Genomic DNA, 22,432 nt, shown 5'->3' with positions numbered 1-22,432 from the left:
GTTGATGCTCCCAAATTCTCTCCGGCGGCTCAAGGGTCCCCCCACTGATCCGGGGTGTCTGGGGTGGCGGAGGGGGGTAAATGCAGTACCATTGGGTCATGGATCTGTTGAATGACCTCAATGCCGTCGAGATCAGTCCGGTTATCCGCCGGCCGGATTACTCCGCCCTGCGCAGTCAACTGCCGGAACTGGACTTCGCCTGCGACCAGCCCCTGCCGCAATCGGTAATCTCCTACCGGAATTTCTATCGCCTGAATTTTGACGAAGCCAGTGCCACCGGCATCGGCACCTTTTGTGCCGCCGGATTCGAACTCGTCGCCCAGTACTGGCTGGCGAAGAGCCCCAGAGGCACCTTGTTTATCTGCCACGGCTACTTCGACCACACCGGTATCTACGGCGCTGCGATCCGCTTCGGCCTCGAGCGCGGTTTCAATGTGGTTGCGGTGGATTTCCCCGGGCATGGCCTGTCCAGCGGTGAGCCGGTGGCCATCGACAGTTTCATGCAGTACCGGGAGGTACTGGAGGCTCTGCTGTGCCGGGCGCGCGACCGGATGCCCGCTCCCTGGCACGGTCTCGGCCAGAGCACCGGCGGCGCGACGCTGCTGGCGTATCTGCAGTTCAGCCAGTGGCAGCCGCTCGACAAGGTCCTGCTGCTGGCGCCGCTGGTGCGCCCCGCCAATTGGCATCTGCGCAAGTGGATGTTCTACCTCGGGCGCTTCCTGCTGCCGCACCCCAACCGCGGCTTCAATATCAACACCCACGACGCCGAGTTCGCCCGCCGCCAGGCCCATCGCGACCCGCTGCAGTCACCGGTGATGTCTATCCGCTGGCTGCGGGCGATGGTGGACTGGCTGCATCTGTTCCCCGGATCCGAGCGCAATCCGCGGCCGATTCTGGTACTGCAGGGTACCGACGACAAAACCGTGGACTGGCGCTACAACATGCGTGTGATCCGCGACCGTTTCCCCAACAGCAAGCGGGTCATCGTGCGCGGCGCGCGTCACCAGATGATCAACGAAACCCAGCCCTACCGGCAGCAGATCATCGCGGCCCTCGACAACTGGCTCGCCCAGTAGACCTCTTTTCGGATCTCCTAGAGCGCTGTTTTCCGCAGCTGATGGCGTATGCGGCGCTGTATCAACGCATCCGCGGAATACAGCAGCAGCGCAAACCACACGATGGCGAAAGTGACAAGCTTGCTCTCACTTAGCGGTTCGCCGTAATAGAACGTTGCAAGCAGCAACATCAACGTCGGCCCCAGGTATTGCAGGAAGCCGACGGTGGAGAGATTGAGCCGGCGCGCGGCGATATTGAACAGCAGCAGCGGTGTCAGGGTGACGGGACCGGCGAACAAAAGCAGGCCGTTCAGTTCCCAGCTGTTGGTCAGCAGATTGCTGCTGGGGCTGTCGGTCCAGATCAGGAAGCCGAGCGCAAGCGGCAGCATGTACAGGGTTTCCACCGCGAGTCCGGTCAGGCTGTCCACCGGTGCGCGCTTGCGCACCAGGCCGTAAAAACCAAAGGTCAGAGCCAGAAACAGCGCGATCAGCGGCACTCGCCCGAATTGCCACAGTTCATAGCCGATACCCACTGCGGCGATCGCCACCGCCAGCCACTGTAGCGGGCGCAACCGCTCTCCCATAAACAGCACACCCAGCAGCACGCTGATCAGCGGGTTGATGTAGTAGCCGAGGCTCGCGTCGAGAATGTGCTGATTGGTAATGGCCCAGATAAACACCAGCCAGTTGCTGCCGATCAGCAGGGTCGAAAGAAGCAGCGTGCGCATTTTCCTGCCGGAGCGCAAAGTGCTGGATAAATCAGCCAGCTTGCCCATGGCGGCGAGCATCAGCAGTGCGAGAACAAATGCCCAGATACTGCGGTGGCTCAGGATTTCCGGTGCGGAAATACCGTCCAGCAGGTTGAAGTACAGCGGCGCCAAGCCCCAGATGAGAAAGGCACCAATGCCCGCCAGCAGTCCTGCGGCAGCAGATTCGGAATTCTGGTTTTGCACGTGGAAGCAGCCCTGGCCACCGGGAATGCACCGCGGCGCGCCGTAAAAAATCGGGAAGACAGGAAAGAAAGAACCCGGACTTCGCCACCGCTGTTGCAGGGCGAAGTCCGGGTTCGGGAGAGTCTAACAGACGCGTTTGCGCCCGTCAGTCTGTGTCCGTCAGATTCGCGGGAATCAGAACAGAACGCGGCAACGCAGGGTGCCTGGAATATTTTTCAACTTCTCCAGTGCCAGATCGGAGTATTCCGCATCCACATCGATCACCACATAGCCCACGCTCTCGTTGGTCTGCAGGTACTGGGCGGAAATGTTGATACCGTTTTCGGAAAATACCTGGTTGATGGCGCCGAGCACGCCGGGCACGTTTTTGTGAATGTGCAGCAGCCGGTGGGCGCCGGCGTGACCGGGCAGCGCCACCTCCGGGAAGTTTACCGAGCTGGTGGTGGTGCCGTTGTCGGAGTAGAGCGCCAGCTTGTCCGACACTTCCACACCGATATTTTCCTGCGCTTCCACCGTGGAGCCGCCCACGTGTGGGGTGAGCAGCGCGTTGTCGAGGCCGCGCAGTGGCGACAGGAACTCGTCGTCATTGCCGCGGGGCTCTACCGGGAACACGTCGATGGCAGTGCCGGCGAGGTGACCGCTTTTCAGGGCTTCCGCCAGTGGCTCGATCTCCACCACAGTACCGCGGGAGGCGTTGATCAGAATCGCTCCCTTTTTCATTTTCGCGATCTGCGCGGCGCCGATCATCCACTTGGTGGATGGCAGTTCCGGCACATGCAGGGAGATAACATCGGACTGCGCCAGTAATTCATCGAGGTTGTGGACCTGGGACGCATTACCCAGCGGCAGCTTGGTGACCACATCGAAGAAGATCACGCGCATGCCGATGCCTTCGGCAAGCACGGAAGTCTGGGAACCGATAGCGCCGTAGCCGATGATACCCAGGGTCTTGCCGCGGGCCTCAAACGAGCCCACGGCGGATTTCTGCCAGCCGCCGCGGTGGCATACCATGTTCTTTTCCGGAATACCGCGGAGCAACATAATCGCCTCGCCGATCACCAGTTCGGCTACGCTGCGGGTGTTGGAATAGGGCGCGTTGAACACCGCAATGCCGAGCTCGGTGGCAGCCTGCAGGTCCACCTGGTTGGTGCCGATACAGAAACAGCCCACGGCGATCAGCTTGGGCGCGCTTTCCAGTACCTTGCGGGTCAGCTGGGTGCGGGAGCGAATCCCGACAAAGTGCGCGTCGGCAATCTTCTCGATCAGTTGGTCTTCCGGCAGTGCGGATTTAACGTATTCCACATTGGTGTAGCCACGGGAAGACAGCAGATCCACGGCGGACTGGTGAACACCTTCCAGCAGCAGTATCCGGATTTTGTCTTTCTGAAGAGAAGTCTGAGAAGCCATAACGAGTCTCTTGGCCGAGCGCGAAAAGAACGCGACTGAATTTGCGAAAGTCTTAGAGGTTCCCGAAAGGGAGTCGCCGGGGACCCGGCGAGGGCGGCATCATACCACAAGGGCTTTCCAAAACTTTATACGCAATATCTATCCTAGATATCGACTTTGGTTATGAGCACCTCCAATAATCTACTGCGCGTGCGTCTGGCGGTGCCCGGCGGTACTCGGCATGCTCATGTATGAACTATACACTCCGCTGCCTGCGCTCCGGCGGCCACCACCAGCCGCCCGCTCGCTACGATTTTTAAAGGTGCCCACATGTATAAACACACTTTCACCTGCAAATCTCCCGTCGACCTGCCCCTGGGCAAGATCGTGTGTGTCGGGCGCAATTACGCCGCCCACGCTGAAGAACTGAACAATCCGGTGCCGGAGGAGCCGCTGCTGTTCATCAAACCTGCCACCGCGGCGGTGCCGATGGCCGAGCCGGTGCATCTGCCCCGCGGGCGTGGCAGCTGTCACTTCGAGGGCGAGCTGGCACTGCTGATTGGCGAGACACTGACCGATGCCAACGCGTCGCAGGTGGCACCGGCCATTGCCGGCCTGGGGCTGGCGCTGGATCTGACCCTGCGGGACCTGCAGTCAGATCTGAAGAAACAGGGCCAGCCGTGGGAGAAGGCCAAGGGCTTCGACGGCGCCTGCCCACTGTCGCCGTTCGTGAAGCTGGACTGGCTGCCGGACTGGGACAACCTGACCTACACCCTGTGGCTGAACGGCGAAATCCGCCAGCGCGGCAAGTCGAGCCATATGCTGACGCCGATCCTGGACCTGGTGGCTTATATCAGCAGCTATTTCACCCTGCTGCCCGGTGACGTGGTGCTGACCGGCACGCCCGCCGGCGTGGGTGAACTGCAATCGGGCGACAGGGTCACCATGGAGCTGGAGGACGACTGGTTGCGGGTGGAGACCTCGATGGTCTAGTTGCACCGGTTTAATTCCGGCGGTAGCTGGCGATCGCAAATCGCGAGGCAAACCCGAGTTGCCGGTACAGACCCTCGCCCATTTTCGAAGCCTGCAGGGTGACGTAGCGCGCCCCGGAGTCCCGGCAGTGGGCGAGCACTGCCTGCATCAGCGAACGGGCAATACCGCGGCCGCGAAAGGCTGCGGGCACGCCCACCAAATGGATTCCGGTGATCACTCCGGTGCGAAACAGCAACGCGGTGGCCACCCTCTCACCGCCGAGCTCCGCCCACCACAGGCTCGCATCGGGGTGCCGGGCGAGCTGCTCGATGACCGCGACGTCGATGTGGTAGCCGAACGCCGCACTGGCCACCCCCGTCCAGCCCGATACTTCGGTGGCGGAGCGCACGCGCTGTAGCGGCAGCATCCCGGCGGCAGGTGTCGGTTGCCACTGCGCCAGCTCCAGATGCATCGCCCGCTGTTCCAGAAAGACATCGAAGCCCGCGTCGCGCAGCCCCTGTACCAGAAGCGGGTCTTGCGTAAAAACGGGCACCTGCGCGCGTGCGGGCAGTTGATGTAGCAGCGCCTTCAGTGCGTGGGCCGCCGGCAATGCGCCCTCTCGCGGAAACCAGAAGCGGTTTGGCCACTGCTCGCAGGCACGCATACCGACGTGGCCTGGATGGGGCTTTGCGCCCATCGCCGTCCACAGCGCGGTCAGGTTGTCCAGATTGGCATTGTCCAGCGCGTCGTCGCTCAGGCGGGCATCAGCCCCGCCCGGTATCAATAACGTATCCATGTGCTACTCCCAGTTGATTAACAATATACCCGCCGCCAGTGCCACCACACCCAGCCCCCGAATCTGGGTAACTGGTCGTTGCGGAAGATCGAACCAGCCGAAGTGGCTGCTGATCATGGCCACCAGAATCTGCCCCGTCAGGGCAAACGACATCATCGGTCCCACACCCATGCGGGGGATCAGGAAATAAAACATCCCCACACCAAATGCGCTGAGCAAACCGCCAAACCACAGGTAAAACGGCACTGTCTGGAGGGTCGAATAGGAAAGGGGTTGGCGCAAAGCTGTGAAGGCGGCGCCTGTCGTCACTAGGCAGCTGATGCCAAACACAATGGCGGTGGCGAGCAGGGAATTGCGCAGCAGGATCCCCAATTGCGCATTCATACCGGCCTGCAGGGCAATGGCCGCGCCGGCTGTTATCGCCAGGGTCGCGAACCACACGCTACACCACCTGTACAAATTCACGCGCTGCCAGGCGCTCCTCGGTGAAGCGGCGCGCCGTGTAGCGCCAGCGTAGAGCGGACAACAGTTGCATGGTTTTCTCCCGGGTATCCAGTAGAGCCGGAGGGGCTCTGAGTGATGCGGGCGAGTTTAGGCAGCCGATGTCGTCGAAGCATTTACATAGGTTGATCGATCAGCTTTTTTCTTATGCGGCTGAGTTGAGTGGGCGTGATGCCGAGGTGGGAGGCGATGTGATACTGGGGCAGCCGGGACACCAGTGTGGGATAGTCCTGCAGAAATTTCCGGTAGCGCGTGCCGGCGTCATCCTGCACCAGGGTCACCTCGCGGATATCTTTGTCCAATAGCCAGTGCCGTTCGAGATACTGGATGTGATACAGCTTGAGGTCATCGTGTTCCTGAAGCAGGCGGCGATACCCGGCGTGATCGATTTCGATAATCTCCGAATCTTCCAGCGCTTCGATCGTGAACTGCGAAGGTTCCCCGCGCAGAAGCGCAGTCATGGCGCCGGGAAAGCGGCCTTCGGGGAAGAAATTCTTGTTGTATTCGGTCCCTTTGTTATCCAGTACATAGGCGCGGAACAAACCCCGGTATACATAGGCAAAGGAGCGCGGCGTTGCTCCCGCCGGGTAGAGAATCCCACCTTTTTTCATCTGGCGCGGACTGCAGATTCGGCGATAGTCGGTCCAGGTGTGCTGGGTCAGCGGATAATAGGTGTCGAGCTGTTTGCGCAGGGACGAGAATGCGGCACCTTCACATGGCTCGGAAACGGGTTGCTCTGGGTATATCGGATACATAGGGGCAAATGTCCGGATGGCGGAGTGCGGGGCCAAGTGCCAGGAGTATAAAGGGAGAAGGCTAGCGCGCGGAGGCGGGGCCGGTCGGCTTGTCGCGAAGGGCGGCACAGGGTGCGAGAGGATCCGGTTGAAACTAAGATTGTCCCGTTCCAAAACCCCCTCTAAGATGCGCGCAACTGTACTCATTCAGCGGGAAAAACGATGACAGATCTCAACCAAAAGACCACCATCCGCATCCTCACCACCGGAGGCACCATCGAAAAAAGCTACTGCGAATCCGATGGCACCCTCAAAAACCGCGCGTCGATTATCCGCGAGGGCCTGATCAGCAGCCTGCGCCTGCCCTACACTCAGCTCGAGCTGGAAAGTGTGCTGAACAAAGATTCCCTGGAGATGGACGACGGCGACCGCGAGCTGATCTGTGCCGCGATCGCCCGCACCGCGGAAAAGGGCGACTCCATCGTCATCCTTCACGGCACCGACACCATGTCCGTCACCGCGGATTACTGCCACGCCAGAATGGGAACTCCAAAGGTGCCGGTGGTTTTCACCGGTGCCATGAAACCCATGGGCTTCATCGACTCCGACGCCCGCCAGAACTTCACCGAAGCGCTGCTGGCGGCGCGGCTGATGCAGCCCGGTTTCTACATCGCTTTCCACAACCGGGTCTTCCCCATCCCCGGCGCGCGCAAAAACCTGCAGGCCGGCACTTTCGAAGCGATCTGAGCAAGGCTAAACTCAGGGCTTTGATTTGTGATCACATTTTAGGTATAAACTGAACAATCCTTCAGTTTAACTTGCAACCCAGGAATCGAGGTGCGCATGACCGACAACCGGACCCAGAAGCCGACCCCACAGACACTCGAGCAGTGGCTCGCCCTGGCGGACACCCTGACCATCGAAGGTCGCGCCTTTATCAACGGCGAATATGTGGATGCCCTGAGTGGCCAGACCCGCCCCTGCACCAGCCCGGCGGACGGCCGTGAACTGGCGCAGATCGCCAACTGTGGCCCGGAAGACGCCGAGCGCGCGGTCAAAGTGGCGCGCGACACCTTCGAGTCCGGGGTCTGGTCCCATATGCCACCGATGGCACGCAAGAAAATCCTGGTGCGGTTTGCCGAACTGATCGAAGAGAACAAGGTGGAGATCGCGCTGCTGGAAAGCCTCGACGCCGGCAAACCCATCAGCGACACCATGAATGTGGATGTGCCGAGCGCGGTGACCACCATCCGCTGGAATGCAGAAGCCATCGACAAGATTTACGACGAGATCGCGCCCACCGGCCCCACCGAAATCGGCCTGATCACCCGCATGCCACTGGGGGTGGTCGCGGCGATCGTGCCGTGGAATTTCCCGCTTTCCACCACCGCGTGGAAACTGGGTCCGGCGCTCGCCACCGGCAACAGTGTGATCCTGAAGCCCGCCTCCAACACCCCGCTTACCGCCATCAAACTGGCGGGGCTGGCGAAAGAGGCCGGTCTGCCGGACGGTGTGCTGAACGTGTTGCCGGGGCCCGGCAGCAGCCTCGGCAAGGCGCTCGGTCTGCACATGGACATCGATGGGCTCACCTTTACCGGCTCTACCGAGGTGGGCAAAACCCTCACCGAATATTCCGGCCAGTCCAACCTCAAACGCACCTTCCTCGAACTCGGTGGCAAGAGCCCGAACATCGTGTTCGCCGATGCCGACCTGGACAAGGCGGCGGAAGCCGCGGCGCTTGCCGTGTTCTACAACCAGGGAGAGACCTGCACCGCCGGTACCCGTCTGTTGGTGGAAAAAAGTATCGCCGACACCTTCATCGAGAAGGTGAAAAAGGCTTCCGAGCGTTTCAAACCCGGTCATCCGCAGGACCCCAACACCGTAATGGGTGCGCTCATCGACCAGAGTCAGTTCGATACGGTCGAATTCTATGTGGCAAAAGGTCTGGAGCAGGGCGCGCAGCTGGTGTGCGGTGGCAAACCCGTGTCCGCGGTGGAAGGAGGGCACTATTACGAGCCCACCATCTTCAAGGGCGTGAACGGCGATATGAAAATCGCCCGCGAGGAAATTTTTGGTCCGGTGCTATCGGTAATCGAATTCGAAACCGAGGAAGAGGCGCTGAAAATTGCCAACGACTCCATCTACGGCCTCGCCTCTGGCGTCTGGACCCGGGATATTGGCCGCGCTCACCGCATGGCGCGGGATATCCGCGCGGGCTCGGTATGGGTAAACAACTATTTTGGTGGCGACATCACCGTACCTTTCGGTGGTTTCAAGCAGTCTGGTAACGGCCGCGACAAATCCCTGCATGCGCTGGACAAATACTGTGAACTGAAATCCACCTGGATTGATATCGGCTGATCTGCGGATCTATCTGAATTTGACTCCTTTGGGCCGCCATCGCGGCCCTTTTTTATGTCAGCTCCGAGTGCAGCGGCCAGGGTAAATTTTGCGTGGTTCAGACTTGATTCAGCTGTCGCGGGCGAACATGCTACAAGAACTTTGTATAGGGATCGGGAGCTGCCGTGACTCAATTGAACCGGAACAATATTGCCGCCGCTGCCCTGCTGGGTATTGGTGTGCTGCTCGGCCTGGCGGTGTTGGGCGGCTTTACCGTGAAGGCCGTGGAGCGGTTCAAGGGCTATGAGCGCACGGTGACGGTCAAGGGGCTGGCGGAGCGTGAATTCCCTGCGGACATCGTGATCTGGCCGATCCAGTTCACAGTGGCCGATAACAATCTCGCCGCGCTTTATCAGACCATTTCCGAAAGCAGCAATAAAATCCAGCAGTTCCTGCAAAAGCAGGGAATCGCTGCCACAGCCATTTCCGTCTCGATGCCGGCGATCACAGACCTGTCCGCGCAGCAGTATGGTGGTAATCAGAATTTTCCATACCGCTACACCGCGCTGCAGACGGTGACCGTGTACTCGGATCAGGTGAAGACGGTCCGCACCGCCATGAATGGACTTGCGGATTTGGGGCGCGATGGCATTGTTTTTTCGCAGGGCAACTATCAGGCGCAGCCAGAATATATTTTCACCCGTCTGAATGAGGTGAAACCGCTGATGGTGGAAGAGGCCACCAAGCAGGCGCGTTTCGTCGCGGAAAAATTTGCCGAAGACTCCGGCAGTCGCCTCGGCAAGATCCGCCGCGCCTCACAGGGCCAGTTCACCATCGACGATCGCGACAAAAACAATCCGCACATCAAGAAGGTGCGGGTAGTATCCACCATAGAATATTACTTGGCAGACTAAAGGTTAGTGCTATGCAACATCCACTTCTTTCGGTAGTTCTGATCGCGTCTCTGGCAATGGGAGCAACCGCAGCGATTGCCAAGCCGGACAAAAACGGCGAACTTCCCCCGGGCCTACAGAAGAAAGCAGAGCGCGGCGGTGAGTTGCCTCCCGGCTGGAAGAAAAAACTGGTGCGCGGTCACGTATTGGAAGACTCGATCTATAGCCATGCAGTCATCGTGCAACCGGTAGACCGTCACGGCCTGATTACCGTGCGGATTGAAGGCGAACTGGTTCGGCTGGTAAACGCCACCCACGAAATCGTCGACATTCTCTCCCACTGAGTCTTTCCTGCTGGGCCCTCTCACCGGGCGGGGCCCGAAAACTTGCCTTCTGGTGGAGACCACCCTATACCAACCGGATGACAGCAATTTCTGCTTGAAGGCTCCGCTATGAGTGAATTTCATCACGGGTTTTCCATCAGTATTCAGCGCACCGGTAATGAGCGGGTTATGCTCGCCATGCACGTCCGCGGCAAACTCGAACACCAGGACTACGAAACCCTGGTGCCGATGCTGGAGTCCGCGATTGCCGGTATGCAACACCCAAAAATCGATGTGCTGATGGATATGCGCGAGCTCGATGGCTGGGAGATTCGCGCGGCCTGGGACGATCTCAAATTGGGGCTGAAACACGGGCGCCAGTTCAATCGGGTGGCCATGGTGGGTAACAAATCCTGGCAGGAAACCGCAACCAAAATCGGCGGCTGGTTTATCGGTGGCGAAGCCCGCTTTTTCGAAGACAGGGCGCCGGCCTTGGCGTGGCTGCAGGAAACCGCATAAACTCCCTTCCGTCTCTGATTGTCCCAGCCGGGTTCGGTTTTCGCGCCCGGCTCCCTCACAATAACGTCGCAGGAACTTGTGCATGTTCGAATGGATTGCAAGCCCGGAGGCCTGGATTGCACTGGCTACTCTGGCCGCACTGGAAATCGTCCTAGGCATCGACAACATCATCTTTATTTCCATCCTCGTCGGCCGTCTGCCGGAAAAGCAGCGTGAGTCCGCGCGCTTTATCGGTCTGGCACTGGCAATGCTCACTCGCCTGGCCCTGTTGTTCTCCATTGCCTGGATCATGGGACTGACCCAGCCCTGGTTCACTCTGTTCGGTGAGGAAATTTCCGGACGTGATGTGATCCTGATCGGCGGTGGTCTGTTCCTGCTGGCCAAGGCCACCCACGAGATCCACAGCAGCCTGGAAGGCGCCGAGGGCGGGCACAGCAGCGTTGCCACCGCTACATACGGTATGGTGCTGTTACAGATTGCGGTGCTGGATATTGTGTTTTCGCTGGATTCGGTGATCACCGCCGTGGGCCTGGTGGAGCATGTTTCCATTATGGCCATCGCCATCATTCTGGCAGTGGGGGTGATGTTGTTTGCGGCCAAACCCATCGGGGATTTTGTCGACCGTCATCCCACCATCAAAATGCTGGCGCTGTCGTTTCTGATTTTGGTTGGGGTCACTCTCATTATCGAAGGCTTTGATGTGCATGTGCCGAAGGGTTATATCTACTTTGCCATGGCTTTTTCGGTGGCGGTGGAAATGCTCAATATCCGCCTGCGCAAGAAGCAGACCGATGCAGTGGCGCTGCGCAAGCCGTTGAGAGAGGAGTAATAACCTCCTGTACCCGTCATAAAGGAAAAAGGGGCGATGACCGCCCCTTTTCTACACATGCGTTCGATATCCGCCTACAGGCACAGGCTGCGAATACCGTGGGACTCCTGGGCAGCTTCCATCCAGAGATATTCGTCATCGTCTCCGAAGTAGTAGTACACGGTATTGTTTGGAAGAATCAGTACCGAAATCCCTCCGTACCCGGACATAAACGGTAGCCACAGGGGATTGCTGCAGCCGGGCATGTTGCCACTGACCTCGTGTGCCCAGAAGCCGTTGTTGTATTTGTAGTTGGCCAGTGGTTCCAGTCCGCGGTCCGACGCATCCTTCTGCAGTGCGGCATTCAACTGCGCCTGGTTGAGCGTGGACTGACTGGTGCCGGCGAAGAAACTGCCGATCTTGGCGACGTCATCCCGCAGCCACATCAGCCCCCAGCCGGTAAACGGCTGCTGTACGCCATCGTACGTCCGGCGGGTGAATTCGGCGGTTGCACTGACACCGAGAGGCGTCAGCACTTCGTCGAGCAGAATGTCGGTGAAAATGTCACTGCTGCTGCCTTCGATACCTTTCACATAGGCGTTCATCGCGGTGCCGAGAAGGTAGGTATCGGAGGTATGGTATACCCATTTACTACCCGGCGTGGCCTTGCGCGGGTATTCGGTGCAGCTGTAACTGATCTTGCTCGCGTGGTCTTCCGGCAGGAACAGATCATTGGTGTGACTGGCACCTTCATCGCTCATGTAACCGGCGAGCTTGTAGTTACCTGTGCCCATATCCAGTGCATTGCCGAAGGTAACGTCGTTCCAGTTACCATTGCTGTTGCATTCACTGATGTAGTTCCCAATGGACTGGTTGAAGGTGCCCGGATATTTCTGCTCCAGCCGCATCAGTACGCTACCGGCAAATACCGATTTGGCACTGGAATAGGAGGGTACAACCAGCGACTCACAATAGGGATAACTCCCCTGACGGGAGCTGCAGCCTCCCACATAGTGGGTACCGTCGATAACGAAGCCCACCAGTGAAATCGCCGCTGGATTCTTGCCGTTGGGCGCGGCGAAGTGGGTGTAATCCGTGCCCGGGTAATCCTGATTGAGCGCACTCAGGGGTTTGCTCGGCATGCGGCCGTTGACCTCCGCCTGATAGTCACTCACCAGCTGCGCACGGTTTGTCACACTGTGCGGAGTGTAGCTGGCAGACAGCTGGCCCCACATGTCGAACTGGAAATAGAGGCAGGTTTCTCCGGCTATCTGATATGCCACATCGGAGACGGAGCCATCGTCCTTGAACAGGAAGGACATCACCCCGTTGTGCATGCAGTTGGCATTTTTCTGTTGCAGTGCAAACGGCAGGGCGACCCGGCTGTATCCGGCGTCTCCGTTTTCATTCCAGACTCTTCCGGGGGTCAGCACATACTCCCACTCGGGATGTGTGCTGGGAATAGAGCCGCGTTGTACCGGAAAAATATGGCTGCCGGTCTGGACAAACTCGAAGTTGAACTCGGGGAGATGTTTGCGGGTGGTGTCCTGGGAGCCCACATAGCGGAAGGTATCCTTGTGTTTGTCAAACGCACCGCCGCTGGCTTCGCCAAACAGCTCCAGTGAGCCTTCAAACTGATTGGTGGGCATCGCCGCCTGCGCGGGCAGCGCGTAATGGCTATACGCAACCAGGCTGCCCGGATCACTGCCATTGATCAATGTGTTCATCGATAGTGCTGAACGGCTCACAGAGCCCGATCCACTGAGTGGATCAAAATTTTCCACACTGCCGCCGCCCGCGCTGGATGTGCCTGTGAGGCCGATGGATACCGTGGGCTCGTCGGGATCGTTGGATGAAATAACGAGGTTGCTGTTGTAGTTTCCCTCCGCTACTGGGGTAAAGTCCACGCTTATGCTGCAGTTGCCTCCTGCCGCAACAGTGCTGCAGGTGTTGCCGGAAATCGCAAAGGGCGCTGCGGGGTTGGAGGTGTTGCTGATCACGAGCGTGGCGGTGCCCAGATTGGAAACGCTAATACTCTGTGTGGCGCTGCCGCCGGGAGAAACACTGGAAAAGTTGACTGATGTGGGCGCGCTGATATCGGGATCCGTAGGTGCGCCACCGGTGCCGGTGACCAGTGCCTGGTGAGCATAACAATAGTCGCCGGTTGTAGCGCCAGTGCCGCGAAAACGGAGCTGCACATTCGTATTGTTGTCCACGCCGTTTGGTGCGTTGCTTGTGCTGAACAGGGTGCCGTTGTCGTCACCGTTGGCAATGGTGAGTGCGGTGATCCAGCTGCTTCCTCCGTCCAGGGATATCTCCCCATAGCAGTATTCACCATTCTCCAACGAGCTGGCGGACATAGTGAGGTCGATGGAAACCGCCGCGAAACCTGCCGTGGATATCGCGCGAGTAGCCGTGGTGGTGCCGCGCAGGCGCAGGGTGCTGTTGTAGGCGTCCGCGGTGCCGGTTGTCGACCAGTCACTGATGCCGCCACTGGCAAAGCTGTCGGAATAAACTGTCTCTGCGTTGGCCGCCGCTGCCGTGGCGGCACCGGCGAGGAAAAGAAGTGCGGTGATTGCACCACGTCGCTGGCGATATAGGGTTTCCATAGATGCACCTTGGTTATTGTTGTTAACAGGGTGCAAGTTCTCCGGTGCTGCTGGGTAAACCTGCGTGGGAATAACATGCAGGAGCGCGGGAGCAAACTATAGAACCAGCTCGGGGGTTCCAGTGGAGCCAGACTGACGTACGGCACCGGCGCGCGGTGCCGGTAGCGAAAGGCAGGCCGGGATCAGGCCGCCTGCCGCAGGCGCCGCCGCGGTGTGCTCGGGCGGCTCGGGAAATTCGGGCCGGTGGGCTCGGAGGTCTGTTTCAGGTATTGCAGGATCGCATCCCGCAATTTTACGGTACCGCCTTCAATCCCCTGATTTCCAAAAATGCGGTTGAACTCGAACACGTAGGGGTGCTCGCCCACCATGGCGATGTCCCAGCCCGCGTGATTGATATCGAGGGTGCGCGCCAGGTGCAATGCCAGGTCGATGGCCGTCTGTGGTATCGGTGCGCGGTCCACGGTGCCGCCCTTGGAGACGTTGTTGTAAAACCCCTGCTCCGCCTGCAAACGCCAGTAGGCGGTCACCACCTGGTCGCCGACAATCACGATGCGAATATCGCGGTCGATGGGCAGTAACTCCTGCACATACAGCACATCGGTTTTTTCCAGGTAGCTGCGCCAGTCTTCCCGGTTTTCGATCAGCCAGACTCCGCAACCGCGGGCGGCCTTCGGCAGCTTGGCAACAAACGGGTGATCCATGACCTCCCACAGGTGTTCGGCATTTTCCGGGGTGTTGGCGAGGATACGCGTGCTCGGGGTATTACCGGGAGCAACCAGTTCGAAGGCGCGGGTCATTTCGATCTTGTTGTGCCCCAGCCGGTAGCTGGCTTCGCTGGGAAAGACCCGGGCCTTGAGGCCATAGGTAAGTGCGTTCAATTGCCAGTACTCGGGGAACAGTACCCATTCCGCTTCGGCAATTTCGGTTTTGTATTTGAAGACTTCTTCGGATTTCAGTTGCAGGGTATCTGCGAAACCGAGGGTTCTGAATACGTCAAAGGAGACCCAGGCCAATGGTTAAAACACACACAAGTTGAGATGCGCGTTTGTACGGTGGCCCGGGTTTTTCGTCAAGCGGATTTACACAGTTGTGTATAAAAATCCTGCCTATTTCGGTAACCGGGCGGTCACCTGGATTTCTATCTTCATGGCGTCGTTCAGCAGGCGAGCCTCGAACACGGTCGCCGCCGGGCGAACTTCTCCCAGCCACTTCTGGAATACCGGCCAGCAGGGTTCGAAGTCGTCGCGATTCGGCAGAATGTAGGTCACGCGCACGATGTCGGCAACCGCCGCACCGGCCTCTTTAAGGGCCTGTTCGATATTGGTGAAGCACTGGTCCGCCTGCTCCACCACGTTGTCGCTGATACTGTTGGTGGCGTAGTTGAAACCGGTGGTACCGGAGACAAACACATAGTCTCCGTCCACAACCGCACGGGAATAGCCGATCTTGCTCTCAAACTCCGATCCGCTGGAAATCAGTTTTCTACTCACAAACCTTCTCCTTGTGTTGAGGGCCCGCGGTGGAGCCCTGAAGTTGGGAGCGGGATCATGCCACAGGCCACGATAATCCCATAGTTCACCGTGCTGCCTGGCCGCACACAAAAAAAAAGCCCCTGAATGGCAGGGGCTTTTGTTGTCAGTGGTTCAGTTATTCGCCTGGTGCTGCAGGGTGTTCATTGCCTCGCACCATTCACTCTGCTGCCGGCGGTCTTTCAGTACACGGCCGAGAGCGGGCATCAGTTCCGGATGTTCGGCCAGGATGCTGCTGTAGGCCTTTGCATCTTCCTTCGAGCACACCACCGGGAACAGCATGGCGTAAGCCTTGTTGTACAGGGTGTCGCCGGTGTTGCTGACCTGTGGCACTGCGGCAAACAGGCGCGGGGAGAGTTTGCGGTAGAGGTCCAGTTGCTCGGCGGGGAACAGGCTGCCGGCGGCGGCGCGGATCTGGCTCAGTTTCAAGTCCTCGCGCTTGTCGAGGATGTTGTTGAGCCACAGGTTTTTTGCCTCAAGGGTCGGACGGCCGGCGCGGGCACTGATGGCGGCGAGTTGTGCGCGGTCGCTGCTGTCGTTTTCCAGCTGCCGGTTGATGCGCTCTTCATAGTCGCCGAACAGATTGCGGTTCAGCAGCGCGATCAGCGGCCAGCTGCGGTCCTTGTCGATCTCCAGACCTTTGATGTTCAGTTTCTTGTCGAGCAATCGCTCGGCGCGTTTGAGTGCGGTCTTGCTCTGGGCGAGATCGGACCAGGTCTGGAACCAGGTTTTCTGCGCGTCGCTTTTAGCCGGCGCCGCGTTCAGCTGTTTCCAGGCAAAGTCCTCGATGGCCTGCAGTTTTTCCTTGCGCAGGGTTTGTGAAATGTCCAGGCGGAACAGATAGGCGCGCGCGCTTTCGAGGTGGCCCGCAATCAGGCGGATGACATTGATATCGGTTTCCCTGCCGGCATTGCTGATGGCGAAGTCGATCCAGTCTGTGAGCGGGAGCTTGGCATCAGTGACCGAGTCATACAGGCTCTGCCACAGCATCAGGCGCGTGAACGGGCTTTCGATATCGTTGATATGCCGGTTTATGGCCGCCACAGAGTTGCCATCAAGGCTGGTTTTTACGTAGGCCCAATCTTCGTCGTTGGGATTCAGGATCTGCGGGCAGGGCATGCCGACGGCATCTTTCACTTCCGTGCGCGCACCGCTGTAGATTGCCGGTACCTTGGCCACACGGGCCATCTTGTTGCCCTGCATGCGGTAAATACCCAGCTGCACCTTCTGCGAGCGGAGTACCGGGTACTGTTCCGGTGCGGTCTGTTCGATGCTGAGCGCGGTAATACGGTCCTTGTCGCACTGGAAACTGGCGGAAATGGTGTTGACGCCGGCCTTGTACAGCCAGTTCTGGGTCCACTGGTGCAGATCCTTGTTGGCGGCCTTGCCGAGTGCGCCCATAAAATCGGCGAGTTCCGCATTGCCGTAGGAGTACTGCTTGAGATAGTTGCTCACGCCCTGTCGGAATGCTTCCTTGCCCAGGTAATAGGGCAACTGGTTCAGTACAGAGCCGCCCTTGCCGTAGGTAATGCCGTCGAAGTTGGAGAAGGCTTCGTCGGTATTCGGTACCGTCACTTCAATGGGGTGGGTGGTGGGCAGCTGGTCTGCACCGTAGGCCCAGCGCTTGGAACCCAGGTAGAAGTTCTGCCACACATCCCCAAACTCGCTGTTTTCCGCCAGCGCCAGCGAAGCCATGTAGGTGGCGAAGCTCTCTTTCAGCCACAGTCCATTCCACCACTTCATGGTCACCAGATCGCCGAACCACATGTGCGCCATTTCGTGGGCAATCACATTGGCGAGACGCTGGCGCTGGGCCTGGGTTTTGGTGCCGCGGCTGACGTAGGCCGCCTCGTTGAAGGTTACCGCCGCCACATTTTCCATGGCGCCGATGGTGAAGTCGGGCACGATGACCTGATCGTATTTGCCGAAGGGATAGGGAATGTCGAAATACTTCTGGTAAAAATCGAAGGACTCCCGGGTGAACTTGAACCAATCCTCCGGCTTGACGTATTCCGCCATGGTTTTGCGTGCGAACAGGCGCAGAGGAATGCCATTCGCGTCGCTCTCCCACACCTTATAGGGGCCGGCGTGCAGTGGGAAAATGTACGAAGAGAATTTTTTGGTTTGGGGGAAATGCCAACGCTTGAGGCCGTCTTTCAGTTCCTCAACCTTGTCTTCCCGCGCACTGGTGATTACCTGCCAGTCCGCCGGCGCGGTGACTTCCACGGTGTAGCGGGCCTTGAGGTCCGGTTGGTCAAAATGCGGAAAAAAGCGGTTGGCCTTGTAGGGCTCAAAGTGCGTGTACAGGTAGGCGCTGCCGTCTTCCTGGTCCTTGAAGCGGTGCAGGCCGGAGCCATCGCTGGAATAGGGGTGACTGTACTCGATAACGATCTCGTTCTCGCCCTTGCGCAGATTGCGCGGGGCGATGCTGATGAAGTGGCCGTTGTAATCGAACTTGACCGGCTTGCCGTTCGTGGATACAGACTTTACTTCACCGCCGGCGAAGTCGATGGTCAACGGTTGTCTCAGGTCGCGGGCCAGGGTGGTATCGGCGGTGACCACACCGGTAAAGCCGTCGGCATCGCCGTCGAGTGTCACCGCGATGGTGTAATCCACATCGGCGATCTGCGCGCGGCGCAGGGCGGCGTACTCCGCAGTGAGTGAGGAGGCCGCCGCACGCGGGACTATTCCGTTGGTTCCGCGGTCCTGCTCCTGGGAGGTGGCCGGAGATGTGGCCAGAGCGCCACTGGCGAGCAGCGCGGCAATGGTGCCGGCCAGCAGTGTGCGGATAGCGATCTTATGGTTGTTTTGGCGGGGCATACGACTCTCCCGAGAGATGTACATTTGGCAGACTGATGTTTTCGAGTGGGTTCAATATACGCAAATAAAAAAGGCCCCGCAGGGCCTTTTTTATCGGGTGATTGCTCAGCCGGCGCTGTGGCCATTCATGGCGGCGGCCATGTTCAGGCAGCGCTGATCGAGGTGACGGCGGTTTTTCAGCGCCTTTTCCAGCAGCGGGTTTAGTTCCTTGCCACTGTCGAGCAGCTCACTCAGCTGTTGTACGCCTTTGGCGCTGCAGTTCATCGGGAACAGGCGCGCATAGGTGCCGATAAACTCCGGCGCGTCGCTTCCGTTTACTTCATCCAGGGCGTCGACAATGCGCTCCACGTTGGCTTCGAACAGTCCGTTCTGCTCGGAGGGGAACAGCGCGCTGGCGGCGTACTTCAGCTGGGCCAATTTGAAGTCGTCGCGTTTGTCCAGCAGGTTTTCCAGCCACTTGGCCTTGATTTCCTGCTGCGGGCGAATGGCTTCCGCGGCGATTGCATTCAGCTGGGAGCGGTCGGAGCTGTCTTTGGCCAGCTCGGACTTGATCGCCTGCGCGTAGTCGCCGAAAAGACGCTGGTTCTGCAAGGTAATCAGGCTCCAGCGCATGTCCGGGTCCAGTTTCAGGCCGTCGACAGTCAGTTCACCGCGCAGCAGGTTGCGGGCATTGGCCAGCGCCTTGTCGGTGTGGGCAACGCCGGCGAAAGTGCCGAACCAGGTCTTCTGTGCATCGCTGCCCGCCGGTGCCTGCTGCAGTTGCTGCCATACGAAGTTTTCGATGGCCAGCTGCAGTTGCGTGCGCTTGGCGTTGTCCATTGCGATCTGGTTCAGGTAAACGAAAGCAGTATCCAGGTGGCCGGACACCAGGCGGATCACATTGATGTCACTTTCGCTGCCGGCATTGCTCAGGGCAAAGCTGACATACTGGTCCAGTGGCAACTTGGCATCGACAACGCTATCGAACAGGCTCTGCCACAGCATCAGGCGGGTGAACGGCTTGTCGAAGTCGTTGATGTGCCTGGACATGTTGTCCACAGATACCTTGTCCAGGTTTACCTTGGCAAAGGCCCAGTCGCCCTCATTCGGGTAGACGATCTGCGGGCAGGCTTCACCCTTTGCCGCGGTCACTTCAGTGGAGGCACCGGCGTAGGTGACCGGAATCGCCTTGCTCAGAACCATCTTGTCACCGGCCATGTTGTACAGGCCTACCTGGGTGCGCTGTTCGCGCAGGGTCGGATACTCTTCCGGCGCGGTCTGCTCGATGGTCAGGCTCGCAATCACGCCGTCTTCACACTGGAAGTTGGCGGCGATGGTATTGAGACCGGCCTTGTACAGCCACTGCTGTTGCCACTGGTCCAGATCCTTGCCGGCGGCCTTGCCCAGGTGACCCATAAAGTCATCCAGGGTGGAATTTTTGTAGGACAGATCCTTCAGGTAGTTGGACACGCCCTTGCGGAATTCCTCTTTGCCCAGGTAGTAGGGCAGCTGCTTGAGGATGGAGCCACCCTTGCCGTAGGTAATGCCGTCGAAGTTGGCGAAGGCCTCATCGGTGTTTTTTACCGGCAGCTGGATCGCATGGGTGGTGGGCAACTGGTCGGAACCGTAGGCCCATTGCTTGGTGCCCAGATAGAAGTTTTCCCAGGCGTCGTCGAACTCGCTGTTCTCGGCCAGTGACAGGTTGGCCATGTAAGTGGCGAAACTTTCATTCAGCCACAGGTCGTCCCACCAGTTCATGGTCACCAGATCGCCGAACCACATATGTGCCATTTCATGGGCGATCACGTTGGCCAGACGCATACGCTGGGCCTGGGTTTTCTCGCCGCGGGATACGTAGCCTTCATTGAAGGTCACTGCCGCCACGTTTTCCATCGCGCCGGCATTGAAGTCGGGCACGATTACCTGGTCGTACTTCACGAAGGGGTAATCAACCTCGAAGTACTTCTGGAAGAAGGCGAAAGACTGCTTGGTGAAGGTGAACCAGTCCTGCGGCTTGACGTATTCCGCCATGGACTTGCGTGCGAACAGGCGCAGCGGGATGCCGTCAGCATCGTCTTCCCACACGGTGAACGGGCCGGTGTGCAGGGAGAAAATGTAGGAAGAGAATTTCTTCGACTGCGGGAAGACCCAGTGATTCATCTCACCGGCTTCTTCCACTTTCGTTTCACGCACGGACGAGATCACGCTCCAGTCTTTGGGCGCGGTCACGTCCAGGGTGTAGTGTGCCTTCAGGTTCGGCTGGTCGAAGTGCGGGAACAGACGGTTGGCATCGTAGGGTTCGAAATCGGTGTACATATACACCTCGCCATCCACCGGATCCTGGAAGCGGTGCAGGCCGGAACCGTTGGTGGAATACGCGTGAGTGTAATCCACGGCAATCGCGTGCTTGCGGCCTTTCAGGTGCTCGGGGGCGATGGTGATGAAGTGACCGTTGTACTCGAATGGTACGGTCTTGCCATCCACCTGTACGCCCTGTACCTCACCGCCGGCGAAGTCGATGGTCAGTGGTTGCAGCAGGTTGCGGCGAAACTGGGTATCCGCGATCACGCGGCCGGAAAACGCCTCGCCGGTTTTGGCGATGGTGACGGACAGTTTGTAGTCCACCTGTGCGATCTGCTGCTTGCGCAGCTTGGCGTACTGCTCCGACAGACCCGGGGTATTGTCGCGCGCGATGGCAGGTGTGGCCTGCACGTTAGTGGCGCCGGCAGTGGTCTGCAGCTGGTTCGGCTCCAGGCTGCACGCGGCCAATACCGCACTGCAGAGGACGCCGACGGCGAATTTTCCGGATCTGTTCATGGGAACCCCTCGATCAAATAGATTGGTCACTTCTATGGTTATTCGTAAACGCGGGCGACCGGATTATCGGCTGAAAATCTCAGGGAACCCCCGTATGGGACGAGGCACCTTATATCACGCCATCCGCTGACGGCGAGGGCGCTTTATCCCACTCCAGGGGCGTTTTATCGCGGAGGAAATTGCGCTGACATTTTGTTCTGCCAAAAATGTTTTTAACCGTTTTTTGTTTTGGTTGAGGCGCGATTGTCGAGTGAAAATTTTTGCGGGCTAGGACCCCTGACGGCTCGATACCTCCGTGTTTCCCTCCCGAGTGAGTGCGCGCAGGTCTTTCAGTTCGTAGATGCGGCGCAGGTTGTGTTTGGCGGCAGTATTGCCGGACTCAAGATTCAGCGCCTGCGTATAACTCATTTCCGCCAGTTCCAGCTCACCGGTGAGACGGTACAGGTAGCCCAGGCTGTTCCACAGCAGGCTCGAATTGGGGGCGATGATGAGCGCTTCGTACAGCAGGGCGAAGGCCTGCTCCATCGCCAGTTCTCGGGAGAGTTCCAGCGCGCGATTGTTGAGGTAAAAGGTCTCCACCGTGGCGTCGCTCAGCCGCCGCTGCGGGAAGCGCGTATGGGAGCCGAAATTGAATTCAATCACCCGCGTAGTCCAGCCGAACGACACCTCTGCATTGATGTGCAGGATATTTTGCACCAGTGTGCGCCCGTTACCGCCTTTCACCGTGCTGCGCCCCAGCGGTGCCTCCACCAGATTGAAGTGCGCTTCCAGTCCTACCTCCCGCGCCAGCGCCACCATCAGCGCGGAGAAAGAGATGCAGTTGCCGCGTCGCTGGGCAAAGGCCTCTGCCGCAGTGGTGGTGTGATTCAGGTCGTAGTCCAGCTCGAAGCGATCCATGCGCAGTGTGCGCAGGATGCGCCGGAAACGTTGGTTGGGGGTGAGGTCGGGATCAATGGTGTCCACAAACGCGCGCATTTCTGCACTTACGGCCAGCAGCGCATTGGCATGGTTGGCGTCGGTGGCCGTTGCGCTCGCCTGCGCGGCGGTGAGCAGGACCGAAGTGTCCACTTCTAGCGCCGCCAGTTGCCGCTCGGCGGCGCTGTTCGCGCAGCCGAACTGGATCAGTGTGATCAAAAGTGCCATCCATCGCATCAGAGGTTCCTCCTGTTTGTGGCGATATGGACGCACGAAAATGCTTTCGCAGATGCTTCGTATCGACGAAAGTGCTGTATTTGGCGGTCAGTGGAGGTGGGCGGTGTAGAACGCCGGCGGTGGGATGTGGGGTGCGCGGTGGGGTGAATCGCGCAGCCGGTGACCGGTTGATGTGCTGGGGTATTGGCGAGTGCGCGGGTAGTTGGTCCGCGTGGTAAATCGGTGGAGAAATAAAAATGCCCGCGG

The 22,432-nt window shown here is 59.0% G+C and carries 19 protein-coding genes; 8 read left to right on the top strand and 11 right to left on the bottom strand.

Annotation, left to right across the window (positions count from 1 at the left end; translation table 11 throughout):
• Window positions 1–80 precede the first annotated feature (80 nt).
• Complete coding sequence (locus tag C3938_RS05920) at window positions 81–1,076, top strand: alpha/beta hydrolase (protein ID WP_233998678.1); 996 nt, start codon at window positions 81–83, stop codon at window positions 1,074–1,076.
• A 17-nt stretch (window positions 1,077–1,093) separates the two neighbouring features.
• On the opposite strand, the gene rarD is transcribed toward C3938_RS05920, so the two are convergent.
• Together rarD and serA are read right to left on the bottom strand one after the other, a co-directional pair.
• A complete protein-coding gene (rarD, locus tag C3938_RS05915) occupies window positions 1,094–2,008 on the bottom strand; it encodes an EamA family transporter RarD (RefSeq protein ID WP_105102273.1) in 915 nt (304 codons plus the stop codon).
• A 174-nt stretch (window positions 2,009–2,182) separates the two neighbouring features.
• Entirely contained in the window at window positions 2,183–3,415 is a 1,233-nt protein-coding gene (gene serA, locus C3938_RS05910) for a phosphoglycerate dehydrogenase (RefSeq protein ID WP_105102272.1), read from the bottom strand.
• Between the two features lie 309 nt (window positions 3,416–3,724).
• Here serA and C3938_RS05905 point away from each other — a divergent pair, with 309 nt between their 5' ends.
• Window positions 3,725–4,387, top strand: a complete 663-nt coding sequence (locus C3938_RS05905; protein ID WP_105102271.1) for a fumarylacetoacetate hydrolase family protein — start codon at window positions 3,725–3,727, stop codon at window positions 4,385–4,387.
• 10 nt (window positions 4,388–4,397) lie between these two features.
• On the opposite strand, the gene C3938_RS18065 is transcribed toward C3938_RS05905, so the two are convergent.
• The 3 genes from C3938_RS18065 to C3938_RS05890 form a co-directional block, all read right to left on the bottom strand.
• Window positions 4,398–5,162, bottom strand: a complete 765-nt coding sequence (locus C3938_RS18065; protein WP_199775495.1) for a GNAT family N-acetyltransferase — start codon at window positions 5,160–5,162, stop codon at window positions 4,398–4,400.
• Between the two features lie 3 nt (window positions 5,163–5,165).
• Window positions 5,166–5,603, bottom strand: a complete 438-nt coding sequence (locus C3938_RS05895; protein WP_105102270.1) for a DMT family transporter — start codon at window positions 5,601–5,603, stop codon at window positions 5,166–5,168.
• A gap of 176 nt (window positions 5,604–5,779) precedes the next feature.
• On the bottom strand, window positions 5,780–6,418 hold the full coding sequence (locus C3938_RS05890) for a Crp/Fnr family transcriptional regulator (RefSeq protein WP_105102269.1): 639 nt from the start codon (window positions 6,416–6,418) through the stop codon (window positions 5,780–5,782).
• A gap of 201 nt (window positions 6,419–6,619) precedes the next feature.
• On the opposite strand from C3938_RS05890, the gene C3938_RS05885 reads away from it, so the two are divergent.
• The 6 genes from C3938_RS05885 to C3938_RS05860 all read left to right on the top strand — a co-directional run bounded on the left by C3938_RS05885 (window position 6,620) and on the right by C3938_RS05860 (window position 11,301).
• Window positions 6,620–7,144, top strand: a complete 525-nt coding sequence (locus C3938_RS05885) for an asparaginase domain-containing protein (RefSeq protein WP_105102268.1) — start codon at window positions 6,620–6,622, stop codon at window positions 7,142–7,144.
• 96 nt (window positions 7,145–7,240) lie between these two features.
• Window positions 7,241–8,758, top strand: coding sequence for an aldehyde dehydrogenase (locus C3938_RS05880; protein ID WP_105102267.1), 1,518 nt, complete (start codon window positions 7,241–7,243; stop codon window positions 8,756–8,758).
• Between the two features lie 164 nt (window positions 8,759–8,922).
• A complete protein-coding gene (locus tag C3938_RS05875; protein WP_233998677.1) occupies window positions 8,923–9,651 on the top strand; it encodes an SIMPL domain-containing protein in 729 nt (242 codons plus the stop codon).
• An 11-nt stretch (window positions 9,652–9,662) separates the two neighbouring features.
• Window positions 9,663–9,974, top strand: a complete 312-nt coding sequence (locus C3938_RS05870) for a hypothetical protein (protein WP_158681585.1) — start codon at window positions 9,663–9,665, stop codon at window positions 9,972–9,974.
• A gap of 108 nt (window positions 9,975–10,082) precedes the next feature.
• A complete protein-coding gene (locus C3938_RS05865) occupies window positions 10,083–10,472 on the top strand; it encodes an STAS/SEC14 domain-containing protein (protein ID WP_105102264.1) in 390 nt (129 codons plus the stop codon).
• 82 nt (window positions 10,473–10,554) lie between these two features.
• Window positions 10,555–11,301 carry a TerC family protein gene (locus tag C3938_RS05860; protein WP_105102263.1) on the top strand — a complete coding sequence of 249 codons (747 nt, stop codon included), beginning with the start codon at window positions 10,555–10,557 and terminating at the stop codon, window positions 11,299–11,301.
• 74 nt (window positions 11,302–11,375) lie between these two features.
• On the opposite strand, the gene C3938_RS05855 is transcribed toward C3938_RS05860, so the two are convergent.
• The 6 genes from C3938_RS05855 to C3938_RS05830 all read right to left on the bottom strand — a co-directional run bounded on the left by C3938_RS05855 (window position 11,376) and on the right by C3938_RS05830 (window position 22,186).
• Window positions 11,376–13,889 carry a choice-of-anchor D domain-containing protein gene (locus C3938_RS05855; protein ID WP_105102262.1) on the bottom strand — a complete coding sequence of 838 codons (2,514 nt, stop codon included), beginning with the start codon at window positions 13,887–13,889 and terminating at the stop codon, window positions 11,376–11,378.
• A 182-nt stretch (window positions 13,890–14,071) separates the two neighbouring features.
• Window positions 14,072–14,902, bottom strand: a complete 831-nt coding sequence (locus C3938_RS05850) for an ATP-grasp domain-containing protein (RefSeq protein ID WP_105102261.1) — start codon at window positions 14,900–14,902, stop codon at window positions 14,072–14,074.
• Window positions 14,903–14,995: 93 nt separating this feature from the next.
• Window positions 14,996–15,379, bottom strand: coding sequence for a RidA family protein (locus C3938_RS05845; RefSeq protein WP_105102260.1), 384 nt, complete (start codon window positions 15,377–15,379; stop codon window positions 14,996–14,998).
• Between the two features lie 153 nt (window positions 15,380–15,532).
• On the bottom strand, window positions 15,533–18,238 hold the full coding sequence (pepN, locus tag C3938_RS05840; protein ID WP_158681584.1) for an aminopeptidase N: 2,706 nt from the start codon (window positions 18,236–18,238) through the stop codon (window positions 15,533–15,535).
• 105 nt (window positions 18,239–18,343) lie between these two features.
• On the bottom strand, window positions 18,344–21,034 hold the full coding sequence (pepN, locus tag C3938_RS05835; RefSeq protein WP_105102258.1) for an aminopeptidase N: 2,691 nt from the start codon (window positions 21,032–21,034) through the stop codon (window positions 18,344–18,346).
• A gap of 267 nt (window positions 21,035–21,301) precedes the next feature.
• Window positions 21,302–22,186, bottom strand: coding sequence for a transglutaminase-like domain-containing protein (locus C3938_RS05830; protein ID WP_105102257.1), 885 nt, complete (start codon window positions 22,184–22,186; stop codon window positions 21,302–21,304).
• Window positions 22,187–22,432 lie beyond the last annotated feature (246 nt).

Origin of the sequence: Microbulbifer pacificus (assembly GCF_002959965.1) — a bacterium.
Lineage (GTDB): Bacteria > Pseudomonadota > Gammaproteobacteria > Pseudomonadales > Cellvibrionaceae > Microbulbifer > Microbulbifer pacificus_A.
Note: the sequence above shows the minus strand (reverse complement) of the source record. Positions and strands in the feature narration are given on the sequence as shown.

Coding starts and splice junctions, on each gene's coding strand:
- C3938_RS05920 (WP_233998678.1), top strand. CDS start 81: ATGCAGTACCATTGGGTCATGGATCTGTTGAATGACCTCAATGCCGTC.
- serA (WP_105102272.1), bottom strand. CDS start 3,415: ATGGCTTCTCAGACTTCTCTTCAGAAAGACAAAATCCGGATACTGCTG.
- C3938_RS05905 (WP_105102271.1), top strand. CDS start 3,725: ATGTATAAACACACTTTCACCTGCAAATCTCCCGTCGACCTGCCCCTG.
- C3938_RS18065 (WP_199775495.1), bottom strand. CDS start 5,162: ATGGATACGTTATTGATACCGGGCGGGGCTGATGCCCGCCTGAGCGAC.
- C3938_RS05890 (WP_105102269.1), bottom strand. CDS start 6,418: ATGTATCCGATATACCCAGAGCAACCCGTTTCCGAGCCATGTGAAGGT.
- C3938_RS05885 (WP_105102268.1), top strand. CDS start 6,620: ATGACAGATCTCAACCAAAAGACCACCATCCGCATCCTCACCACCGGA.
- C3938_RS05880 (WP_105102267.1), top strand. CDS start 7,241: ATGACCGACAACCGGACCCAGAAGCCGACCCCACAGACACTCGAGCAG.
- C3938_RS05870 (WP_158681585.1), top strand. CDS start 9,663: ATGCAACATCCACTTCTTTCGGTAGTTCTGATCGCGTCTCTGGCAATG.
- C3938_RS05865 (WP_105102264.1), top strand. CDS start 10,083: ATGAGTGAATTTCATCACGGGTTTTCCATCAGTATTCAGCGCACCGGT.
- C3938_RS05860 (WP_105102263.1), top strand. CDS start 10,555: ATGTTCGAATGGATTGCAAGCCCGGAGGCCTGGATTGCACTGGCTACT.
- C3938_RS05855 (WP_105102262.1), bottom strand. CDS start 13,889: ATGGAAACCCTATATCGCCAGCGACGTGGTGCAATCACCGCACTTCTT.
- pepN (WP_158681584.1), bottom strand. CDS start 18,238: ATGCCCCGCCAAAACAACCATAAGATCGCTATCCGCACACTGCTGGCC.
- pepN (WP_105102258.1), bottom strand. CDS start 21,034: ATGAACAGATCCGGAAAATTCGCCGTCGGCGTCCTCTGCAGTGCGGTA.
- C3938_RS05830 (WP_105102257.1), bottom strand. CDS start 22,186: ATGCGATGGATGGCACTTTTGATCACACTGATCCAGTTCGGCTGCGCG.